The sequence below is a fragment of the Herbaspirillum huttiense genome (genome assembly GCF_004367745.1).
Taxonomy (GTDB): Bacteria; Pseudomonadota; Gammaproteobacteria; order Burkholderiales; family Burkholderiaceae_D; genus Herbaspirillum; species Herbaspirillum huttiense.
Genome location: NZ_CP037993.1, coordinates 608,381 through 626,547 on the forward strand (window position 1 = coordinate 608,381; position 18,167 = coordinate 626,547).

Consider the following 18,167-nt stretch of genomic DNA (forward strand, 5'->3'; position numbering starts at 1 on the left):
GATGCGGCTGCTGTATTCACTCGTCTGGTGGCTGGTGCTGCCGTTGGTACTGCTGCGCCTGTGGCGGCGCGGCCGCAAGGAACCCGGCTACCGGGCGCATGTGGGCGAACGCCTGGGCTTCTATTCGCAAGCGGCGCGCCTGTCTGATCCACAGGCGCGTTTCATCTGGGTGCATGCCGTCTCGGTTGGCGAGACCCGTGCCGCCGAGCCGCTCATCGACGCCTTGTTGCAGCAATATCCGCAGCATTCCATTCTGCTCACCTGCATGACCGCCACCGGCCGCGAGACGGGGACTCAGGTCTATGGCAAGCACGGTGCGCGCGTGGTGCAGAGCTTTCTGCCGTACGACACGGGATGGATGTGCGCGCGTTTCCTGCGCCACTTCCGGCCTGTGGTGTGCGTGCTGATGGAGACCGAAGTCTGGCCCAACCTGATCAGGCAATGTCGCCGGCACCAGGTGCCGGTGATGCTGGCCAATGCCCGCCTGTCGGAGCGTTCACTGCGGCGCGGCCAGCGTTTTGCCGCGCTGCTGCGTCCGGCGGCCGAGGCGATCGATGTGGTCGCGGCCCAGTCGCCGGCCGACGCTGAGCGCCTGCGTGCCTTCGGGGCGCGGCACGTCGAAGTGACCGGCAGCCTCAAGTTCGACGTGCAGCCGCCGGCCGAGATGGTCGAACGCGGTCTGGCATGGAAGCGTGCCATCGGGGAGCGCAAGATCCTGCTCTGTGCCAGCACGCGCGAGGGCGAGGAAGCCTTGATTCTGGATGCGCTGGCCAGGCTGGGGAAGACCGGCTGGCTGACGGTGATCGTGCCGCGCCACCCGCAGCGTTTTGCTGAGGTGGCCGGGATGATACAGGCACAGGGTTTGCGCCTGCGCCGGCGTGACGCGCTGGGGCAGGGCGGTGACTGGGATCAGGTGGATGTCGTGCTGGGCGATTCCATGGGCGAAATGTTCGCCTATTACGCCTTGTGTGATGTGGCCTTCATTGGCGGCAGTCTGTTGCCGCTGGGGGGGCAGAATCTGATTGAGGCGCTGGCGCTGGGCAAGCCGGTGCTGGTTGGGCCACACACCTTCAATTTCCAGCAGATCAGCTCCGACGCGGTACTGGCTTCTGCGGCGGTTCGTGTAGAAAGTGCTGAAGATCTGTGGCATAGACTTCTGCAACTTCAAACGCCGTCGATTCGTGCTGCTATGGCGAAGCAGGCACTCGATTTCGCTGAGAAGCATCGGGGGGCAGTGGAGAAGACAGTCTTCCTGCTGGCCCCATACATTCCTCCAGCGCGCTAGGGAGACGTCTGGTAAACGACGATGGGCGCGAGTGGCACCACACGACCTTGACAATGGGACTTGGGAAAGAGTCATGTCCGAACTTTTCTATTCATGCATTAATTTTCTCGATAATAAAGAAACGCAAGAAATCTGAGATAATTTCGCCCGTTGTACTTACAGGGGGATTCACCCTCATACGTGGAGTCGATACGATAGCTATTTCTCAATCGTTAATGAAAAGCAATACTTTCTGTCGGTCCGGCTGCAGTCTCGTATAGTGAAATAAATGGCTCGCCTCGATATTGTTTTTCTTAAAGCACCTTCACGGTAATTCAGCATATAGTCCAACGACGCCCCCCCACTTCTAGGTTGGGAAAGCTATTTGCATGCGATAACGTTGCATGTGGGAAGATTTTCTAAAACTCATGCCGCCAACTAATCAAATAGCAACATTTCTTGCTTTCCTTCTTCTTTCTGGATTGGGTTGGTTGTGTGATTTCGGTACGTTCTCATTTCTTGTCAAGCTCACTGAAACGCCCAGTTTTGTCGCCAATTTTATTTCTTCTTACGTCGGTGTAACCTTCGTGTGGTTTACGTCGTTGAAAACAGTTTTTTTGCGGCAGGGATCGCCTCGCCAACTTGGGCTCTACTGGGGGTATCAGTTTTTCTCCATTTTGTTGTATTCACAGGCGTTGCATTTTTTGATTCAAATGTTAATGCGTGTTGAATTGCCGGTGCTGATTGCCTCGAATCTGGACATCGTGAGTAAGTGCATGATCACCCCGCTCAATCTTGTCACCAATTTCATGTTCATGAAATATTTGACTCGCCAGATGCAAGGCTCCTGAGAGTGACGGGCCTATGGTGCCGCTGGTTGCAGATTCATGCCTGACGTCCCATGCAATTTGCGTGATTTCTCCCTTGACGATCAAGTGCTTTAATGGCGAGTTGATTATTTTCGACTGCCACCACTGCTTTACCTAAACAATGTTCAAGAAAACGTTAATGGAAAACTCTTCAGTCCAATGGAAGACTTGGTTAGTTTTCTTATTGCCACTTATGGTCTTTGCTACGGTGGGATTCCACAATCTGGCCTTGCCTGGTCTGTGGATGGACGCTGTTAATCCAGATTATCAAGCAGTGTGGATGTTGCGAGGGAAGTTGCACATTCCTGCATGGGTCTATCCGGACAATATCTCATTGCGAGGGCATACTCTTCCGCTTCTGAACTCACTCTATGGCGGGAATCCCTCCGCGTATGCAGCCTTAATTTTTTTCCAGTTGTTTGGATACGGGGTGCTGGCCGTCCGGGCCCTGCATTGCATTTTTGCGATCGCTCTTTTGTTTAGTATGGGCTGGTGCTTGATGCGCTGGAAGGTGCCGCGATTTTTTGTCGCGCTGAGTCTGACAATGCTGGCTGCAGAACCGGGCTTTGTGTTCGCTTGGCGAACTCAATTTTATCTTCAGTTATTTCCACTCATTTTCTTGTTCTGGGGACTAGGATTTCTTTCCAAGTCGAATGAGGCGCAAATAGCAAGAAAATGGCATAAAAGTCCGCTTTTCTATGGCGGGATGCTGGTTGGATTCGCAGCATATGGATACTTCATATACACGATATATGCGGCGGCGACGTTCGGTGGAATCTGCTGGCTGACTCGTCGCCATCCTCATCAGCCAGCCATCGTCAGATTGGTTCTAGCCGGTATTCTGGCTGGTTTTTCTCCCTATATTTACGCGCATTTCATGATGCTGGTGAAAATGGGGGGGCACGGCTATGTGGAGAATTTGCGAGCGCTTCAGGCGACCTATGGCGTCGTCGATACCGTGCAGGGTGGTCTTGCAGAACGGGTCGGTCTCATTGTTAGTCGTGTTGATTTGCTATTCTCTGGACGCGCGCTGGATGTCCTTATACACGGTAAAAGTGATGTCCCTGGCACCAGCGCAATGATAGCGTGTGCAATCGCGTTTTCGATTGCAGTCGGTGGTTTGCTGATGAAGCGGCTGCAACGCCATGATTCGGCGCAGGCATGCGACGCTTTTAGCGATACTTTGTTATGGATTCTTTTGGGCTGCTTCGGGTTGCACTTGGCTTTTGGGTTAGTAATGGGACGCCCTCTGGGCGTACAGCATTACATCATGCTTGTCCCGCTTTCGTTCGCATTGCTGTCGGTCTTGTATTCTAAGGCGTTCACGTCGAACGTGACCGCGAATGCACGAAAGCTCGGCCGGGCCCTGTTGGTGGTCGGTAGCTGTTCAATTCTGTTCATTAACTTTTCCACAGCCAGAAAATTCTCAGATCATCTTTCTGCTGACGGTGGACAGGGTCTTTATTCTGATGTGGTCAATCTTGCCGCTGAAGAGATAGCGAAAGCCCCCGAGGGCACGGTGATCCTCTTTCCTCAATGGGGTTACTGGATGGGGGCTCTGGTTGTTTCGGGGCCCAGATATTCGATGTACGAAAGCGCTAACTTGGGAGCGCTGGAGAAAAAACTTTCTACTGCCCGGTTGGCGGAACATAAGAACTTTTTGCTCGTACTGGGGCAGGAGTATGCTGCTTCTTCTGATCCTGCCATTATGAAACCGGTACATGATTTCATGGATCGACTTGGTTTCAAGCCCCTCGGAAGTAAGATCCTGCAAGGACGCAATGGGATCGACAAAGTCATGCTCATCCAGATGTCGAGATTGTCCTAGTCCAGAGCTATCGCGGATTTGACCAGGTGCTGGACGGCTTAGGGGCTCGGTTCGACGAGACTGACGTTGCCATTGCTGACCAACTCATTGCTCAATGCATCTATCGCCGGGCTCTTTGGTTTTTGCACGGCGTATGCTGCCAGCTTGGGATTTGGTAATAGAGTCGAACATTAATTTTATTTTCTGTGCTTGCACGGTATTTTCATGTCAAATAGCGCTCCCCCGGGCTCAGTCCCGCGTATTCTCGTATTTATTCCTGCGTACCGATGCGAGGCTCAGATCGTGAGAGTCATCGATCAGTTCGAGCACAGAGTCCAACGGCTTGTCGACACAGTTGTGGTCGTCGACAATCAATCGCCTGACGGTACTCTGCAGGCCGCCATAGAACACGGTTCTTCGGTGTTGACTCACTGCAATTTCATTGCCTGGCGCAATAACGATAATTATGGATTGGGCGGGTCGCACAAGGCTGCGTTCCGTTATGCCATCGAGCATGGATTCGATTATCTGGTCGTCTTGCACGGCGATGACCAAGCGGATATACGGGATCTTGTGCCCCTATTGGAATCCGGAGCATACCAAGATGTCGACTGTTTTCTCGGCGCTCGCTTCATGAAAGGAAGTCGACTCAAAGGCTATTCGCGTTTCCGTACATTTGGCAATCGCGTGTACAACGCATTGTTCTCCATCGTCGCCATGCGTCGCGTCTACGATCTTGGATCAGGACTCAATATTTATCGTTTGAAAAGTTTCAAGAACTTTTATTACAAAACTTTTCCCGACGATCTTACCTTCAACTATGTGATGCTTCTCGGAAGTTTTCATCGGCAACAGGATGTCCGCTTCTTCCCAATCAGCTGGCGGGAAGAGGATCAGCGGTCTAACGTGAAATTATTCCAGCAGGCTTGCAAGGTATTGGGATTGTTGGGGCGCTATGCACTTCGCCGCGGCGACTTCTTGGCAACGGAGTTGCGCGCACGTCATTTTGATATTTATGCAGGCCAGATTCGGCATCAGCAAGACTCTGCATTCAAGTGAGGATGTTTGATGAGTACAGGTTTGCGTATCTATCTCGTCTTTCTTTTCGGCGTCGTTGCGGGCTGGTTGTGGTGGAGAGGAGAGGCGCTGATGATGGGATCTCCTTTCATGCATCTGGCTGGTTTGCTCTGTGTTGTGGGGCTCTATATTTTTTCACACCTGCTTCGCATGATGCGTCTGTTCCTCTTGACGCTTGACGAACGTAGCAAAGCCGCGCATTTGATTTCGGCGCATGCTCTGACTGCCTTTCCAAGCAGTTTTCTGCCTTTTAAGCTGGGCGAGGTGTTACGCCTATGCGCGTTTTTACGGATATATGAATTCAAGCGGAAGGGACTGGCAATTTGGTTGGCAGAGCGGTTCGGTGATGTATTGGTGATCTCCGTATTTATTGTCGGTCTCTACGTCTTCAATGTGAAGGTGCCACCCGCCATGCAGGTGGTCTTCTTTGTTTTCCTCTTCGTCGGCGCGTTCGGCTTGCTGGCGACTTTTGCTCTCACCAACGTCTTCATTTATCTGAATCGCCACCTTGTGTTGACGAGCTTATCGTCGCGCGGTCTGCTGTTTCTCCGGGCCAGCCATTCTTTGCAGCGCCTTGCGGACAGCATACGCAGATCATTGGAAGGGAGAGTTTCTGGCTTTCTATTGCTCTCTGTACTGATTTGGGTGCTTGAAATCTTGGCTTTGTCGTTGTTTATAAACTGGTCCGGGATAGGTGGAACCGATTTTGCACTGCTTTTTTCTTCCGGCTTGCTCGCGAGTTTGCCTGGCGGCGGTACAGGTGCCTTCGGTATTTATCAATCGCTGGCGCTGGTTGTGATGACCATCACCTTTGCTTGTGGATGGATCGCGGTTCGCCTTAATAAAAGAAAGAATTGATATGTCTGAGACTCAATCGACATTGTTGCTGATTCTCGATGACCGCGAGATTTGTGCTGGCGAAGTGAAGTCGCTAGTTGGGGCGCGCCATTTTGGTGACATCATCTTCAAGCGGCAGTCCTTGTTTGAGCATTTTTGCCATGCATTACCCGATTGGGCAAAATCTACGCTGATTCGACTTAGAACCGATGGCGACATGGCTTCACTGCGCTCAATGCTGGAAAACTCCCCAGAGAATACCGCTGCCTGCGTGATCGCCGGACGAGCTGGTTTTTCCGACCTTGCACTCTTAGCGCAACTAATAGAGCGACTGCCGTTTGCGCAAGAGGATTTTACCGATAGCCTTTATCGTCCTCTGGTGGTCTACCTCCGCAATGCACATGAACTAGTGGGCTACTGGCAGGACTTTTCCATCAGCCCTCTGCATACCTGGGATAAGTCATGGCACGATGTGCAACGATTGCAGTCTTTGCAGCCATTGGATCTGGCCAAAATCAGCGATTTCCTTTCGTTTACGAGTGGGTCAACTGCTACCCGGCACTTCAATGAAGTGCAAATTGACTCCTATTACTATACGAAGCGATCTTCAGATAAGCGGAAAATGCAGGCGGAATACGCATTCTACGGACTGGTGCCGGAGCGTATGCGGCCGTGGCTGATCCAGACTTTTGATTTTCAGGATCATGGAACGCACGCGTCCTATCGGATGATGCGTTATTACCTTGCAGATGCAGCATTGCAATGGGTACATGGGGCCTTCAACGAAGTAACGTTCTCCTCGTTCGTTGAACGCCTGCTTTTCTTTATCGCGGAAAGACCGCAGCGCTCGAGTCATCGCGAACAGTCTGCAGCTTTGGCGAAGGAGGTATTCGTCCACAAACTGGAGCGTCGCGCAGCGGAATTTCTGAATTCCGAGATAGGACGCCAGATCAATAAATTAGCGGGCAGCGCCTCGGCGAGTCTGGATCTAAATGTTTTGATTGAGCGCTATCTTCAACAATATCGTGACCTTGAGAAAGGTTTTATTGGGACTCATGAGGCAATTGGCCACGGTGATCCTTGTTTCTCGAACCTCTTGTACGACCAGCAGCGCTATCTGCTCAAGCTCATCGACCCTAAGGGTGCATTGACCGAGAACGAGCTCTGGATGCATCCGCTTTACGATCTGTCCAAGATCTCACACAGTGTGCTTGGGGACTATGATTTCATCAACAACGGTCTCTATAAGGTCGGATTCACGGATGACAACGATATGGTGCTGCACATAGGTCACGCTGACCATGCAGCGCTGAAGAAGATCTTCCTTGCGCAGGTGAAGGCTGCCGGGCATGATCCACGCGTCATGCGACTTGGCGAGGCCTCGCTGTTCCTTTCCATGTTGCCACTGCATATTGATTACCCAAATAAAGTGCTTGCCTTCTTGCTGAAAGCACGTGAAATCTTGGATGAGGTGGAAAGTGGAAAAAATTGGTGAAGAGGTTGGTGCAACTCTGGTGGTGGATGTTGACGGTACCGTGTGCGACATCCGTCAGCCCAACCAATCCTATGCGGACGTATTACCTAAGCTGGATGTCATTGACAAGCTGCGTGAGTACCAGAGCAAAGGTTATCGTATCCTGCTATTTACGGCCCGCAATATGAATACTTACAAGAGCAATCTTGGGCAGATCAATAAACATACTGCCCCGATACTATTGGAGTGGCTGGCCAAATGGAACGTGCCATATGACGAGATTTTGTTCGGAAAACCATGGCCACGGACCAAGGGTTTTTACATTGACGACAGAGCTATCCGGCCAGACGAATTCTTGCGTCTGAGCGAGGAGGAGATTCATCTGTTGCTGGGGCAGGAATAGGAGAGATTGATGGTAACGAATATTGTGGTAACGATGGCGGGACGAGGCTCTCGTTTTGTTGCGGCAGGGTATAAGGTCCCTAAGTACGAAATCATGGCGCATGGCCGTAGCTTGTTTGATTGGTCGATGCTTTCGCTAAAGAACTTCCTTTTGCCTCAGTCAAGACTGATTTTTGTATGCCTCGAAGAAAACCAATCTTCTGAGTATGTACGCCAGCGCTGTCATGCATTGGGCCTGCACGACGTGCATATCTTGGAGCTTCCTGACGTGACGGATGGGCAAGCTACCAGTGCTTATTTGGCGCGCGAGCATTGGCAGCCGGATGCCCCTTTATTGGTTTATAACATCGATACCTACGTCAATCCGCAGGCTCTTCAACCGCATGAGATTCGTAAGGGATCGGTTGGCTGGGTACCGTGTTTCCGTGCGCCTGGCGATCACTGGAGTTTTGTGAAGCTGGGAGAGGATGGCTGGGCCGTCGACCTGGCAGAAAAGGAACGTATCTCGGAATTTGCTTCTATCGGCTTATATTGGTTCGCTCGTGCTTCAGATTACGAGGTGGCCTATGAGCGATTTTTCGAACAGGCGAGCAACCTCGTGAGAGGTGAGCGCTACATCGCTCCTTTGTACCGCCAGTTGTTAGCTGAGGGTGCCAAGATTTCAATTACTGATCTCCCTCTTTCCGATGTGCATGTGCTGGGCACCCCATTGGAACTGGAAAGCTTCCTTGCGTTGGATAGCAGGTCCTTGCCTCTTTGAAGACGCGTGCGAAAGCAGGGCTTGATGTAGCATTTTTGCGCTCCTACCGGTCCGTTATCATGGGCTGCGTTGTTCCCAAGAAAAATGCTCGATATCGCTATCGAGCATTTTTTCTGTTCTATCACGATGCGAGGACTATTGTGGGGCGACCGTATTTTCCTTCAATCCACCCCCCAACGCCTTGTACAGATCAATCGCATTGTTCAAGCGCAACTGCCGTGCCTGAATCAATGCCTGCTGCGCCGAGAACAAGTCTCGCTGCGCATCAAGCTGATCCAGCGAAGAGGCAATCCCGTTCTTGAATCGCAGGTCGGTCAGCTTCAGGCGTTCCTGCTGGGCCGCCAGGAAAGCTTCCTGCGCCTTGACCTGATCGTCCAGCGTACCGCGTGCCACCAGGGCATCGGCCACTTCGCGGAAGGCGGTCTGGATGGTCTTCTCGTAGGTCACCACGGCCTTGTTCTTGCGCACTTCCGCCAGATCCAGATTGGCGCTGTTGCGACCGAAGTCGAAGATCGGCAAGGACAGCGAAGGACCAAAGCTCCACGCGCCCGAACCCGACTCGAACAATCCACCCAGCGTGCTGCTGGCGCTGCCGTAACTGCCGGTCAGCGAGATGCGCGGGAAGAACGCCGCCCGCGCCGCGCCGATGTTGGCATTGGCCGCCAGCAGGCTCTGCTCGGCCGAGCGGATGTCCGGACGATTGGTCAGCAGGTCGGAAGGCAAGCCCGCCGGAATATCGGTCACGATCTTTTCATCCGACAGCAGCTTTGCCGGCGGCAGGTCGCCGACCTTCTTGCCGACCAGCAGCGTCAGTGCATTCTCGGCTTGGGCACGCTGGCGTTCCAGCTGGGACTTCGATACACGAGCCGACTCCACCAGCGTCTGCGTCAGGCGGAAATCCAGCGCCGAACTGGCACCGACGTCAAAGCGCTTCTGCGCCAGATCCAGATTGGATTCGCGCGACTTCAGCGTGTCGTTGGCCAGCTGCAGCTGTTCCGCATAGGAGCGCTCGGACAGATAAGCCTGCGCCACCTGCGCGATCAGGCTGATCTGCGCCGACTTCTGCGCTTCTTCGGTGGAGAGGTAGCTCGCCAGTGCCGCATCCTTCAGGTTGCGTACACGGCCGAAGAAGTCCAGCTCGTAGGCGGGAACCGCCAGGCCGACCTGATAGCTGTTGCTGATGAACGGCTGGCCGGTCAGCGACTGGCTGGCCGCAGTCCGCGTGCGGGCGGCGCTGCCATTGACGTTCAGGTTGGGCAGCAGATCGGCACGCGCGATCTGGTATTGCGCGCGGGCTTCCTCGATGTTGAGGACGGCCGTGCGCAGGTCACGGTTGTTTTCCAGGGCCGCCGCGATCAGCTGCTGCAGGCGCTGGTCCGGGAAGAACTGGCGCCAGCCGAGGTTGACCGCCTGCAGCTCGGCACGGCCGGCGGCATCGGCCGGGTAGGCCGTCTCCACCGGGGCTTGCGGACGGTCATAGGTGGGAGCCAGCGAGCAGCCCCCCAGTACGCCGGCCACCATCAGCGCTGCGCACAATTGCAGCAGGCGAGGCGAGCGCGGCAACGACAGATTAGCCATTGTCATTCTCCACTATTGATCTTGGGCGAGTGGTCGGCGTCAAACTTGCGCTGACGCTCGCTGCCCTTGAAAATCTTGCGCACGACCACGAAGAAGATCGGCACCAGGAACACCGCCAGCACGGTGGCAGTGATCATGCCGCCCATCACGCCGGTACCGATGGCGCGCTGGCTGGCCGAACCGGCACCCGAAGCGATGGCCAGCGGCAGCACGCCGAGGATGAAGGCCAGCGAGGTCATGATGATCGGACGGAAGCGCAGGTGCACCGCCTCCAGCGTCGCTTCAATCAGGCCCTTGCCCTGCGCCTGCAGATCCTTGGCGAACTCGATAATCAGAATCGCATTCTTGGCCGACAGACCCACCACCGCAATCATCCCCACCTTGAAGTACACGTCGTTGGGCATGGCGCGCAGCGTCACCCCCAGCAGTGCACCAAGGATACCCAGCGGCACCACCAGCATCACCGCCAGCGGGATCGAGGTGCTTTCATAGAGCGCGGCCAGCACCAGGAACACGGCGATCAGCGACAGGGCATACAGCGCCGGGGCCTGGTTGCCGGAGGTCTTTTCTTCCAGCGACTGGCCGGTCCACTCGAAACCGAAGCCTGGCGGCAGCTTGGCCACATAGGATTCCATCTCGGCCATGGCTTCACCGGTACTGCGGCCAGGCGCTGCGCCACCGGCGATCTTCATGGCCGGATAGCCGTTGTAGCGGATCAGCTGCACGGGGCCGTTGATCCACTTGGCCGTCACGAAGGCCGAGAAGGGCACCATGCCGCCATTGGCGTTGCGGGCGTACAGGCTGGTCAGATCTTCAGGTTGCAGGCGACGGTTGGCATCGGCCTGCACGATCACGCGCTGCTGGCGGCCCTGGTTGGGGAAGTCGTTCACATAGGACGAACCCAGCGCCGTGGACAGCACACTGTTGATCGTCGAGAACGGCACGCCCAGCGCATTGGCCTTGTCGCGGTCGATGTCCAGTTGCAGCTGCGGCGCATCTTCCAGACCTTCCGGACGCACACCGGCCAGCACCTTGCTCTGCGAGGCCATACCCAGGATCTGGTTGCGCGCCTGCACCAGCGCCGCGTGACCCAGGCCGGCACGGTCCTGCAGACGGAAGGTGAAGCCGGTCGCGTTACCCAGTTCCGGAATCGGCGGCGGGTTCAGCGGGAAGACGATCGCATCCTTGATCTGGGAGAAGGCACCGAAAGCCTTGCCGGCGATCGCATCGGCCGACTGCGACTTGTCGCGCTCGGCCCAGTCCTTCAGCGGAGTGAACACCAGCGCCGCGTTCTGGCCATTACCCGAGAACGAGAAGCCCAGCACTGCAATGGCGTGTTCCACGGCCGGATCCTTGAGGTAGTACTCCTCGATCTTCTTGACCACCTCGGTCGTGCGCGCGGTGCTTGCGCCCGGTGGCAGCTGGACGTTGGTGATGATGTAGCCCTGGTCTTCGTTCGGCAGGAACGAGGCCGGCAGGCGCACGTACAGCAAGCCCACGCAGGCCACGATCACCACATAGACGATCATGTAGCGGCCGGCCTTGCTGAGCATCTTGCCGATCACGCCCTGATAGGCATTGGCGGTGGTGTTGAACTTGCGGTTGAACCAGCCGAAGAAACCCTTCTTCTCGTGGTGGTGACCCTTCTCAACAGGCTTGAGGATGGTCGCGCACAGTGCCGGCGTGAGGGTGAAGGCCATCAGCACCGAGAACACCATGGAAGCCACCATCGACAGCGAGAACTGGCGATAGATCGCACCCACCGCGCCACCGAAGAAGGCCATCGGGATGAACACCGCGATCAGCACCAGCGTGATACCGATCAGCGCGCCGCTGATCTGGCCCATGGCCTTGCGGGTCGCGTCAGCCGGCGAGAGACCTTCCTCGCTCATGATGCGCTCGACGTTTTCCACCACCACGATCGCATCGTCGACCAGGATACCGATGGCCAGCACCATGCCGAACATGGTCAGCACGTTGATCGAGAAGCCGAACAGCAGCAGCGTGGCAAAAGTACCCAGCAGCGCCACCGGCACCACGATGGTCGGGATGATGGTGTAGCGGATGTTCTGCAGGAACAGGAACATCACCAGGAACACCAGCACGATGGCTTCGATCAGGGTCTTGACCACTTCCTCGATCGAGATCTTGACGAACTTGGAGGTGTCGTAAGGGATGGTGTACTTCACACCGGCCGGGAAATACTTGGCCAGCTCTTCCATCTTCTTGTGCACGGCGGTGGCCGTACCCAGCGCGTTGGCGGTCGGCGACAGCTGCACGCCGATGAAGGACGAAGGCTTGCCATCCAGACGGCCGGAGGTGTCATAGCTCTGGCCACCCACTTCGATGCGGGCGACGTCGCGCAGGCGCACGCTCGAACCGTTGGTATTGGCACGCAGCACGATGTTGCCGAACTGCTCGGGCGAGGTCAGCTGACCGTTGACCACCACGGTAGCGGCGATCTGCTGGCTGCCGGGGCTGGGCAGGGCACCCAGCGTACCGCCGGCCACCAGGGCGTTCTGCGCCTGGATCGCTGCCGTCACGTCAGCCGGGGTCAGGCTCAGGCCGATCAGCTTGTTCGGATCGATCCAGATGCGCATGGCGCGTTCGGTACCGAACAGCTGCGCCTGGCCCACACCGGGCACGCGCTTGATTTCGTTCAAGACGTTACGCGACAGATAGTCACCCAGCGCCACCGGATCGAGCTTGCCATCGGTGGAAGACAGACCGATGAAGAGCAGGAAGTTGGAACGCGACTTGGTCACCTGCACGCCCTGTTGCGTCACGGCTGCCGGCAGGCGGGCCTCGACGCGCTTCAGGCGGTTCTGCACATCCACCGCCGCCAGGTCCGGATTGGTTTCCGGCGAGAAGGTGATGGTGATCTGCACCTGGCCGTTGGCCTGGCTTTGCGACTCGATGTATTGCAGGCCATCGGCGCCGTTCATTTCCTGTTCGATCAGGCTGGTCACCGAATCGTCCAGGGTCTGCGCGGTCGCACCCGGATAGGTCGCCGTGACCACAATGGTCGGCGGCGCGATGCTGGGGTACTGGGCCACCGGCAAGCCGGTAATGGCCAGCGCACCGCCCAGCATGATGAAGATCGCTAGCACCCACGCAAATACGGGGCGATCAATAAAGAACTTTCCCATCTGGCAGCCTCTTAGTTAGCTTTCTGTTGGGCGCTCGCGTCTTGCTTGGCCGGCTGGCCAGCAGCTTGTGCGGGAGCGCCCGCGGGATTCCATTGGACCGGCTTGACGGCGGCACCCGGGCGGACCTTCTGCAGGCCTTCCACGATGACGCGATCACCTTCCTTCAAGCCATCGATGACCTGCCAGTTGTTGCCGCGTGCGCCGCCCGTCTTGACCGGACGCGCCTCGACCTTGCTCTCGGCATTGACCACCATCACCGAGGAGCCGCCGGCATCACGCACCACGGCTTGTTGCGGCACCAGCAGGGCCTGTTCGTCCACGGCTTGCTCGATCTTGGTCCGCACGTAGGTACCCGGCAGCAGCAGGCGCTTGGGGTTGGGGAATTCGGCACGCAGCGAGACCGAACCGGTGCTTTCATCCACGCTGATGTCGGAGAACAGCAGCTTGCCCGGCTGGTCGTAAGCCTGGCCGTTTTCCAGCACCAGGGTCACGCTGGCCTTGTTGTCGCCCACGCTCTTCAACTGGCCGGCGGCCATCGCCTGCTGCAACTTCAACAGGTCGGCGCTGGACTGGGTCACGTTGACGTAGACCGGATCGAGCTGCTGCACCAGGGCCAGCTGGGTGGCATCCCCCTGGCCGACCAGCGCACCTTCGGTCACCAGCGCGCGGCCGATGCGGCCGGAGATGGGCGAGGTCACGGTGGCATAACCCAGGTTCAGGTTGGCGGTCTGCACCGCTGCCTTGCCGGCGGCGACATCGGCTTCAGCCTGCTTCTGGGCGGCCACGGCGTTGTCGTATTCCTGCTTGGAGACCGCGTTGACTTCCACCAGCGGCTTGTAGCGCTGCGCGGTCAGCGAGGTTTGCGTCAGGTTGGCCTGGGCGCGTGCCAGCGTGGCTTGGGCGCTTTCCAGGCTAGCCTTGTACTGGGCCGGATCGATCTTGAAGAGCACCTGGCCCTCCTTGACCTCGCTGCCTTCCTTGAAGACGCGCTTCTGCACGATGCCTGCCACCCGAGCACGCACCTGCGCCACGCGGAAGGCTTCCACGCGGCCCGGCAGTTCATTGGTGATGGCCACGCGCTGCGGGGCGATGGTCACCACCGACACCTCGGCCGGCGGCATCTGGCCGCCTTGCGCGGCGGGTTTCTGTCCGCAGGCAACCAGCGCGGCGGCAACGGCGACGGTCATGGTGAGGCGCGTGAAACGACTGACTGAGCTCATAGATATCTCGCACGAAAGTAAAGTTGAAGCCGCCAGGGGCGGCGATGAAACGAATTCGGTAGAACCGGTCACGACGATGATGCTGTGCCTGTCATCCGGTGATGGAGGGGATGGATGAGCCGGGCTACAGATTGTTGCAATGCAAAAAAGTCCCCACCCCTTCATGCCAGGGTGATGAATTTTTTTGCAGGTGATGAACGGCAGGGACTTGAAGCGGATGCTATTATACATACATCCATGAATGTATGTATTTCTTCCAAACATCACATTAATTTAACAAACTTGTTCGAAACGGCGTAGCAAAATATGAGCGATTCCTTGCATTTTGATTCGAAAGCTACTCTGATGCCGTTTCCGCTGGTCTGAATCCGAGCTCTTCCATGCCTTCGGACGATAGGCCGAGCTGCTGGGAAGACGAATTTGACGCCCTGATATTGTGCACGAAACTCACTTACTTCTTCATGACCATCATTGCGCACATGAAGCCTTTGACGAAACTCTGCCGGTTGCGGGTGATGTGCATCCGCAACACGGCCGCCCAGTGGCGCGCCTGAGGGGCGGCGCCATGGCCATTTGCCCGGGAGTCTGTTGACATGGCCCGTTCGACCAAGGAAGAAGCGCTGGAAACGCGTGCCCGCATCCTCGATGCGGCCGAGCAGGTGTTCCATGAGCGCGGCGTCTCGCAGACCTCGCTGGCCGACGTGGCCAAGGCCGCTGAGGTCACGCGCGGGGCCATCTACTGGCACTTCAAGAACAAGAGCGATCTGTTCGACGCCATGTGCGAGCGCGTGCGCCTGCCCATGGAAGCGGTGCTGGAAGAAAACGCCAGCCCGCAGGTGGAGGATCCGCTGGGCCAGTTCCTGCGCAGCGGCATCTATGTGTTGACCATGGCGGCGACCGATGAGCGCTGCCGGCGCGTGTTCGACATCATCTTCAACAAATGCGAATTCGCCGACGCGCAGGACCCCATCCTGATTCGCCAGCGCGAATGCCACGTCGATGGATTGTTGCGGCTGGAGCAGATCCTGCTCAATGCGGTGGCACGCGGCCAGCTTCCGGCCACGCTCGATATCCGCCTGGCCTGTCTGGCGGCGCATGCCACCTTCAGCGGCTTGCTGACGGACTGGTTCTTTTCCCCCGACAGTTTCGACCTGGTCAAGGATGGCGAGCGCATCCTGGCGGCCTCGCTCTACACGCTCAAGACCGCACCGTCGCTGCAGAAGACGCAGCCGGACCAAGCCTAGAAACCCGGGTGGTTTTCAGGCGATATGAAGGATCAGGATAAAACGTAAGGGAATTCAGGCAGGCCGGAGAACCCGGCCCCCGCCTGACCGGCCTGCACCATGTGCATGACGCCCGCCGGCCAGAATGCGATATGAATCAATAAACCAAAAGACCAGGCTCAATAGGTCGGCATCGAAGGATCCACCTGGGCCGCCCAGGCGTGCACGCCGCCGCTCAGGTTGATGACCTTGGTAAAGCCCTGGCGCTCCAGGAAGGCGGCCACCTGCATGCTGCGGCCGCCGTGATGGCAGATGCAGACCACCGGCTGTTCCTCGTCCAGCTCCGCGAAGCGGCCGGGAATGGTGTTCATCGGCACCAGCTGCGAGCCGGCGATGTGGCAGGTCTGGTGTTCCCAGGGTTCACGCACATCCAGCAGCAGGGGCGTGGGACGGTCCGGATCGTTGATCCAGGCCGCCAGTTCCGGGGCAGAGATGTGCTCCATGATGCTTTTCCTGTCTCGGCCCTGAGGCTCAGAACGTGAAGTGGGACGGCGTGATCGCTGCGTGCAGCGGCTTGGCCAGGGTTTCCACGATGTTGACGGTCTCGAAGGCGTGTTCCGAGGTGCGGGTGATCAGTTGCAGTTCCATCACCGGGGCCGAACCGACGATGGCCAGCAGGCGGCCGCCGATCTTGAGTTGCTTGCCGAAGGATTCCGGCAGCAGCGGCAGCGAGCCGGAGATCACGATGACGTCGTATTCGCCAGCCTTGCCATCGGCACCGGTCCAGCCTTGCGCGCCATTGCCCAGTTGCACGTCGACGTTGGCCACGCCGTAGTCCGACAGGTTCTGTTCGGCCAGGGCCTTCAGTTCCGGCGAGATTTCCACAGTCGTCACGTGGCGCGCCTTGTGCGCCAGCAGGGCTGCCATGTAGCCCGAACCTGCGCCGATTTCCAGCACGTATTCGTGCTTCTTCACATTGGCTTCCTGCAGGATGCGCGCTTCGATCTTCGGAGCCAGCATGTTTTCACCACCCGGCAGCGGGATCTCGGTGTCGAAGAAGGCCAGGCTGCGATAGGCGGCCGGGACGAATTCTTCACGCTTGACGACCATCAGCAGGTCCAGCACGTCTTGCGCCAGCACGTTCCAGGGGCGGATTTGCTGCTCGATCATGTTGAAGCGGGCTTGTTCGATATTCATGGCGGTGGCTCGATCTAATCTAATAGCGACGGAAAGGCAGCATTTTAGCAAACACCGCCCGGCTAATCAGCCCATCTATGCGCTGAAAAAGCCGCTGGAGGCGCTTCTGTTGTGGGTTTTCCTCAATGCAATGCGAGCGCGACAGGCTGGCGTCAGGCTTTGAGACCGTTCAGGCAAAGGTCGATCATGCTCTCCAGGTAGGCCAGCGGATCGATGGGCGTGGCTGCGCAGGGTGCGAGTGATTGCTCCCACAGCATCAGCATGATGAGGGGGGCGACGATGACTTTCTTCATGGCGTCGGCGTTAATGGGGCGGAATTCCCCGCGCGCCATGCCGCGTTCGAGCACGCGCACTATCGTGGCATCACCGCGCGCGGTCACTTCATCATGGTAAAAGCGTGCAAGTTCAGGGAAATTGCCGGATTCGGCCACCATCAGCTTGGCAATGCCGACCACGCCGGAGTGCGAGGCGGACTGCCACCAGTGCAGGATGAGATCACGCAGCAGTTCGGCGCTGCTGCCGGCGTGGCCTTCGATGCGGGCTTCGGCCTGGTCCAGCAGGGGCAGCACATTGGCGCGTACCACCGACTTGAACAGGCTTTCCTTGCCATCGAAGTAGAGATAAAGGGTGCCCTTGGAGACACCCGCGCGGGTGGCCACGTCTTCCAGCCGGGTCGCGGCGTAACCGCGCTCGACGAACAATTCCAGTGCCGCCGCCAGCAATTCCTGGGGGCGGTCTTGTTTGCGTCGTTCCCAACGCGGTTCTTTGGCCGATGCAGACATGAGAAACAAGATTACCGGGACGGGGCACTGTAAGTGGCAAGCCGCGCCGGCGTCAAGCGGCCAGATCAAGCCGCCGGCACCGCGTGCCGTCCGATGCACTACAATGCAGTCCCCCCGCGCTACCCGCCACCAGGAAAGTCCATGAACTGCCGAGACGCATGCGGCGCTTGCTGCATCGCCCCTTCCATCACCAGCCCGATCCCCGGCATGCCCGACGGCAAGCCAGTTGTCAACTAAAGAGATGTCATGAACTGCCGCGACAACTGCGGGGCGTGCTGCATCGCCCCCTCGATTACGAGCCCGATACCCGGAATGCCTGATGGGAAACCCGCCGGGGTCAGGTGCATTCAGTTGGGTGAGGACAACCGCTGCCTTACCTTCGGTAAGCCAGAGCGCCCGCCGTTCTGCGGAGGGCTACAACCATCCCAAGAGATGTGCGGACCCAATCGCACGCATGCTATACGTTGGCTTGAAGAGCTGGAGCGCGCTACACTCCCAAGTTGATGCCGTGAACTACCGCCCAAAGTT

Annotated in this window: 17 protein-coding genes; 10 read left to right on the forward strand and 7 right to left on the reverse strand. The window is 57.5% G+C overall.

Going from position 1 to position 18,167, the window contains the following annotated elements; genetic code table 11:
• Nucleotide 1: 1 nt before the first annotated feature.
• The 8 genes from waaA to E2K99_RS02805 all read left to right on the forward strand — a co-directional run bounded on the left by waaA (nucleotide 2) and on the right by E2K99_RS02805 (nucleotide 8,490).
• Nucleotides 2-1,285 (forward strand): lipid IV(A) 3-deoxy-D-manno-octulosonic acid transferase, encoded by a 1,284-nt coding sequence (gene waaA / locus E2K99_RS02770; RefSeq protein WP_134221274.1) that lies wholly within the window; start codon nucleotides 2-4, stop codon nucleotides 1,283-1,285.
• Nucleotides 1,286-1,668: 383 nt separating this feature from the next.
• Nucleotides 1,669-2,115 (forward strand): GtrA family protein, encoded by a 447-nt coding sequence (locus tag E2K99_RS02775; RefSeq protein WP_134221275.1) that lies wholly within the window; start codon nucleotides 1,669-1,671, stop codon nucleotides 2,113-2,115.
• Between the two features lie 157 nt (nucleotides 2,116-2,272).
• A complete protein-coding gene (locus E2K99_RS02780; RefSeq protein ID WP_134221276.1) occupies nucleotides 2,273-3,961 on the forward strand; it encodes a hypothetical protein in 1,689 nt (562 codons plus the stop codon).
• Between the two features lie 204 nt (nucleotides 3,962-4,165).
• Nucleotides 4,166-4,999 (forward strand): glycosyltransferase family 2 protein, encoded by an 834-nt coding sequence (locus E2K99_RS02785; protein WP_134221277.1) that lies wholly within the window; start codon nucleotides 4,166-4,168, stop codon nucleotides 4,997-4,999.
• A 9-nt stretch (nucleotides 5,000-5,008) separates the two neighbouring features.
• Nucleotides 5,009-5,875: a lysylphosphatidylglycerol synthase domain-containing protein gene (locus E2K99_RS02790; protein WP_134221278.1), complete on the forward strand. Its 867-nt coding sequence runs from the start codon at nucleotides 5,009-5,011 to the stop codon at nucleotides 5,873-5,875.
• Between the two features lies 1 nt (nucleotide 5,876).
• Nucleotides 5,877-7,349 (forward strand): hypothetical protein, encoded by a 1,473-nt coding sequence (locus E2K99_RS02795; RefSeq protein ID WP_134221279.1) that lies wholly within the window; start codon nucleotides 5,877-5,879, stop codon nucleotides 7,347-7,349.
• Nucleotides 7,333-7,731, forward strand: a complete 399-nt coding sequence (locus E2K99_RS02800) for an HAD family hydrolase (protein ID WP_205703747.1) — start codon at nucleotides 7,333-7,335, stop codon at nucleotides 7,729-7,731. Before E2K99_RS02795 ends, E2K99_RS02800 begins: the two co-directional genes overlap by 17 nt.
• Before the next feature lie 9 nt (nucleotides 7,732-7,740).
• On the forward strand, nucleotides 7,741-8,490 hold the full coding sequence (locus E2K99_RS02805) for a glycosyltransferase family 2 protein (RefSeq protein ID WP_134221281.1): 750 nt from the start codon (nucleotides 7,741-7,743) through the stop codon (nucleotides 8,488-8,490).
• Between the two features lie 135 nt (nucleotides 8,491-8,625).
• Here E2K99_RS02805 and adeC read toward each other — a convergent pair whose 3' ends face one another.
• The 4 genes from adeC to E2K99_RS25395 all read right to left on the reverse strand — a co-directional run bounded on the left by adeC (nucleotide 8,626) and on the right by E2K99_RS25395 (nucleotide 15,032).
• On the reverse strand, nucleotides 8,626-10,068 hold the full coding sequence (gene adeC, locus E2K99_RS02810) for an AdeC/AdeK/OprM family multidrug efflux complex outer membrane factor (RefSeq protein ID WP_134221282.1): 1,443 nt from the start codon (nucleotides 10,066-10,068) through the stop codon (nucleotides 8,626-8,628).
• Nucleotides 10,069-10,070: 2 nt separating this feature from the next.
• Complete coding sequence (locus tag E2K99_RS02815) at nucleotides 10,071-13,217, reverse strand: efflux RND transporter permease subunit (RefSeq protein ID WP_134135594.1); 3,147 nt, start codon at nucleotides 13,215-13,217, stop codon at nucleotides 10,071-10,073.
• An 11-nt stretch (nucleotides 13,218-13,228) separates the two neighbouring features.
• Nucleotides 13,229-14,437 (reverse strand): efflux RND transporter periplasmic adaptor subunit, encoded by a 1,209-nt coding sequence (locus tag E2K99_RS02820; protein ID WP_039789380.1) that lies wholly within the window; start codon nucleotides 14,435-14,437, stop codon nucleotides 13,229-13,231.
• 451 nt (nucleotides 14,438-14,888) lie between these two features.
• The gene (locus tag E2K99_RS25395) at nucleotides 14,889-15,032 is read right to left on the reverse strand and encodes a hypothetical protein (protein ID WP_166675029.1); all 144 of its coding nucleotides are present in this window, start codon (nucleotides 15,030-15,032) and stop codon (nucleotides 14,889-14,891) included.
• Here E2K99_RS25395 and E2K99_RS02825 point away from each other — a divergent pair.
• Nucleotides 15,031-15,681 (forward strand): TetR family transcriptional regulator, encoded by a 651-nt coding sequence (locus E2K99_RS02825; RefSeq protein WP_134221283.1) that lies wholly within the window; start codon nucleotides 15,031-15,033, stop codon nucleotides 15,679-15,681. The genes E2K99_RS25395 and E2K99_RS02825 overlap by 2 nt on opposite strands.
• 158 nt (nucleotides 15,682-15,839) lie before the next feature.
• Here the strand turns inward: E2K99_RS02825 and E2K99_RS02830 are convergent, their stop codons facing one another.
• From E2K99_RS02830 to E2K99_RS02840, 3 genes are all read right to left on the reverse strand, one after another.
• Complete coding sequence (locus E2K99_RS02830; RefSeq protein ID WP_034338809.1) at nucleotides 15,840-16,163, reverse strand: rhodanese-like domain-containing protein; 324 nt, start codon at nucleotides 16,161-16,163, stop codon at nucleotides 15,840-15,842.
• 28 nt (nucleotides 16,164-16,191) lie between these two features.
• The gene (locus tag E2K99_RS02835) at nucleotides 16,192-16,857 is read right to left on the reverse strand and encodes a protein-L-isoaspartate O-methyltransferase family protein (protein ID WP_034338812.1); all 666 of its coding nucleotides are present in this window, start codon (nucleotides 16,855-16,857) and stop codon (nucleotides 16,192-16,194) included.
• 152 nt (nucleotides 16,858-17,009) lie between these two features.
• Nucleotides 17,010-17,639 carry a TetR/AcrR family transcriptional regulator gene (locus tag E2K99_RS02840; RefSeq protein WP_134221284.1) on the reverse strand — a complete coding sequence of 210 codons (630 nt, stop codon included), beginning with the start codon at nucleotides 17,637-17,639 and terminating at the stop codon, nucleotides 17,010-17,012.
• Between the two features lie 246 nt (nucleotides 17,640-17,885).
• On the opposite strand from E2K99_RS02840, the gene E2K99_RS25780 reads away from it, so the two are divergent.
• Entirely contained in the window at nucleotides 17,886-18,143 is a 258-nt protein-coding gene (locus tag E2K99_RS25780; protein WP_134221285.1) for a YkgJ family cysteine cluster protein, read from the forward strand.
• Nucleotides 18,144-18,167 lie beyond the last annotated feature (24 nt).

Bases quoted from the DNA above. Each gene is read 5' to 3' on its own strand.
- waaA (WP_134221274.1), top strand. From the start codon at position 2: ATGCGGCTGCTGTATTCACTCGTCTGGTGGCTGGTGCTGCCGTTGGTA.
- E2K99_RS02775 (WP_134221275.1), top strand. From the start codon at position 1,669: ATGTGGGAAGATTTTCTAAAACTCATGCCGCCAACTAATCAAATAGCA.
- E2K99_RS02780 (WP_134221276.1), top strand. From the start codon at position 2,273: ATGGAAAACTCTTCAGTCCAATGGAAGACTTGGTTAGTTTTCTTATTG.
- E2K99_RS02785 (WP_134221277.1), top strand. From the start codon at position 4,166: ATGTCAAATAGCGCTCCCCCGGGCTCAGTCCCGCGTATTCTCGTATTT.
- E2K99_RS02790 (WP_134221278.1), top strand. From the start codon at position 5,009: ATGAGTACAGGTTTGCGTATCTATCTCGTCTTTCTTTTCGGCGTCGTT.
- E2K99_RS02795 (WP_134221279.1), top strand. From the start codon at position 5,877: ATGTCTGAGACTCAATCGACATTGTTGCTGATTCTCGATGACCGCGAG.
- E2K99_RS02805 (WP_134221281.1), top strand. From the start codon at position 7,741: ATGGTAACGAATATTGTGGTAACGATGGCGGGACGAGGCTCTCGTTTT.
- adeC (WP_134221282.1), bottom strand. From the start codon at position 10,068: ATGGCTAATCTGTCGTTGCCGCGCTCGCCTCGCCTGCTGCAATTGTGC.
- E2K99_RS02815 (WP_134135594.1), bottom strand. From the start codon at position 13,217: ATGGGAAAGTTCTTTATTGATCGCCCCGTATTTGCGTGGGTGCTAGCG.
- E2K99_RS02820 (WP_039789380.1), bottom strand. From the start codon at position 14,437: ATGAGCTCAGTCAGTCGTTTCACGCGCCTCACCATGACCGTCGCCGTT.
- E2K99_RS02825 (WP_134221283.1), top strand. From the start codon at position 15,031: ATGGCCCGTTCGACCAAGGAAGAAGCGCTGGAAACGCGTGCCCGCATC.
- E2K99_RS25395 (WP_166675029.1), bottom strand. From the start codon at position 15,032: ATGTCAACAGACTCCCGGGCAAATGGCCATGGCGCCGCCCCTCAGGCG.
- E2K99_RS02830 (WP_034338809.1), bottom strand. From the start codon at position 16,163: ATGGAGCACATCTCTGCCCCGGAACTGGCGGCCTGGATCAACGATCCG.
- E2K99_RS02835 (WP_034338812.1), bottom strand. From the start codon at position 16,857: ATGAATATCGAACAAGCCCGCTTCAACATGATCGAGCAGCAAATCCGC.
- E2K99_RS02840 (WP_134221284.1), bottom strand. From the start codon at position 17,639: ATGTCTGCATCGGCCAAAGAACCGCGTTGGGAACGACGCAAACAAGAC.
- E2K99_RS25780 (WP_134221285.1), top strand. From the start codon at position 17,886: ATGAACTGCCGCGACAACTGCGGGGCGTGCTGCATCGCCCCCTCGATT.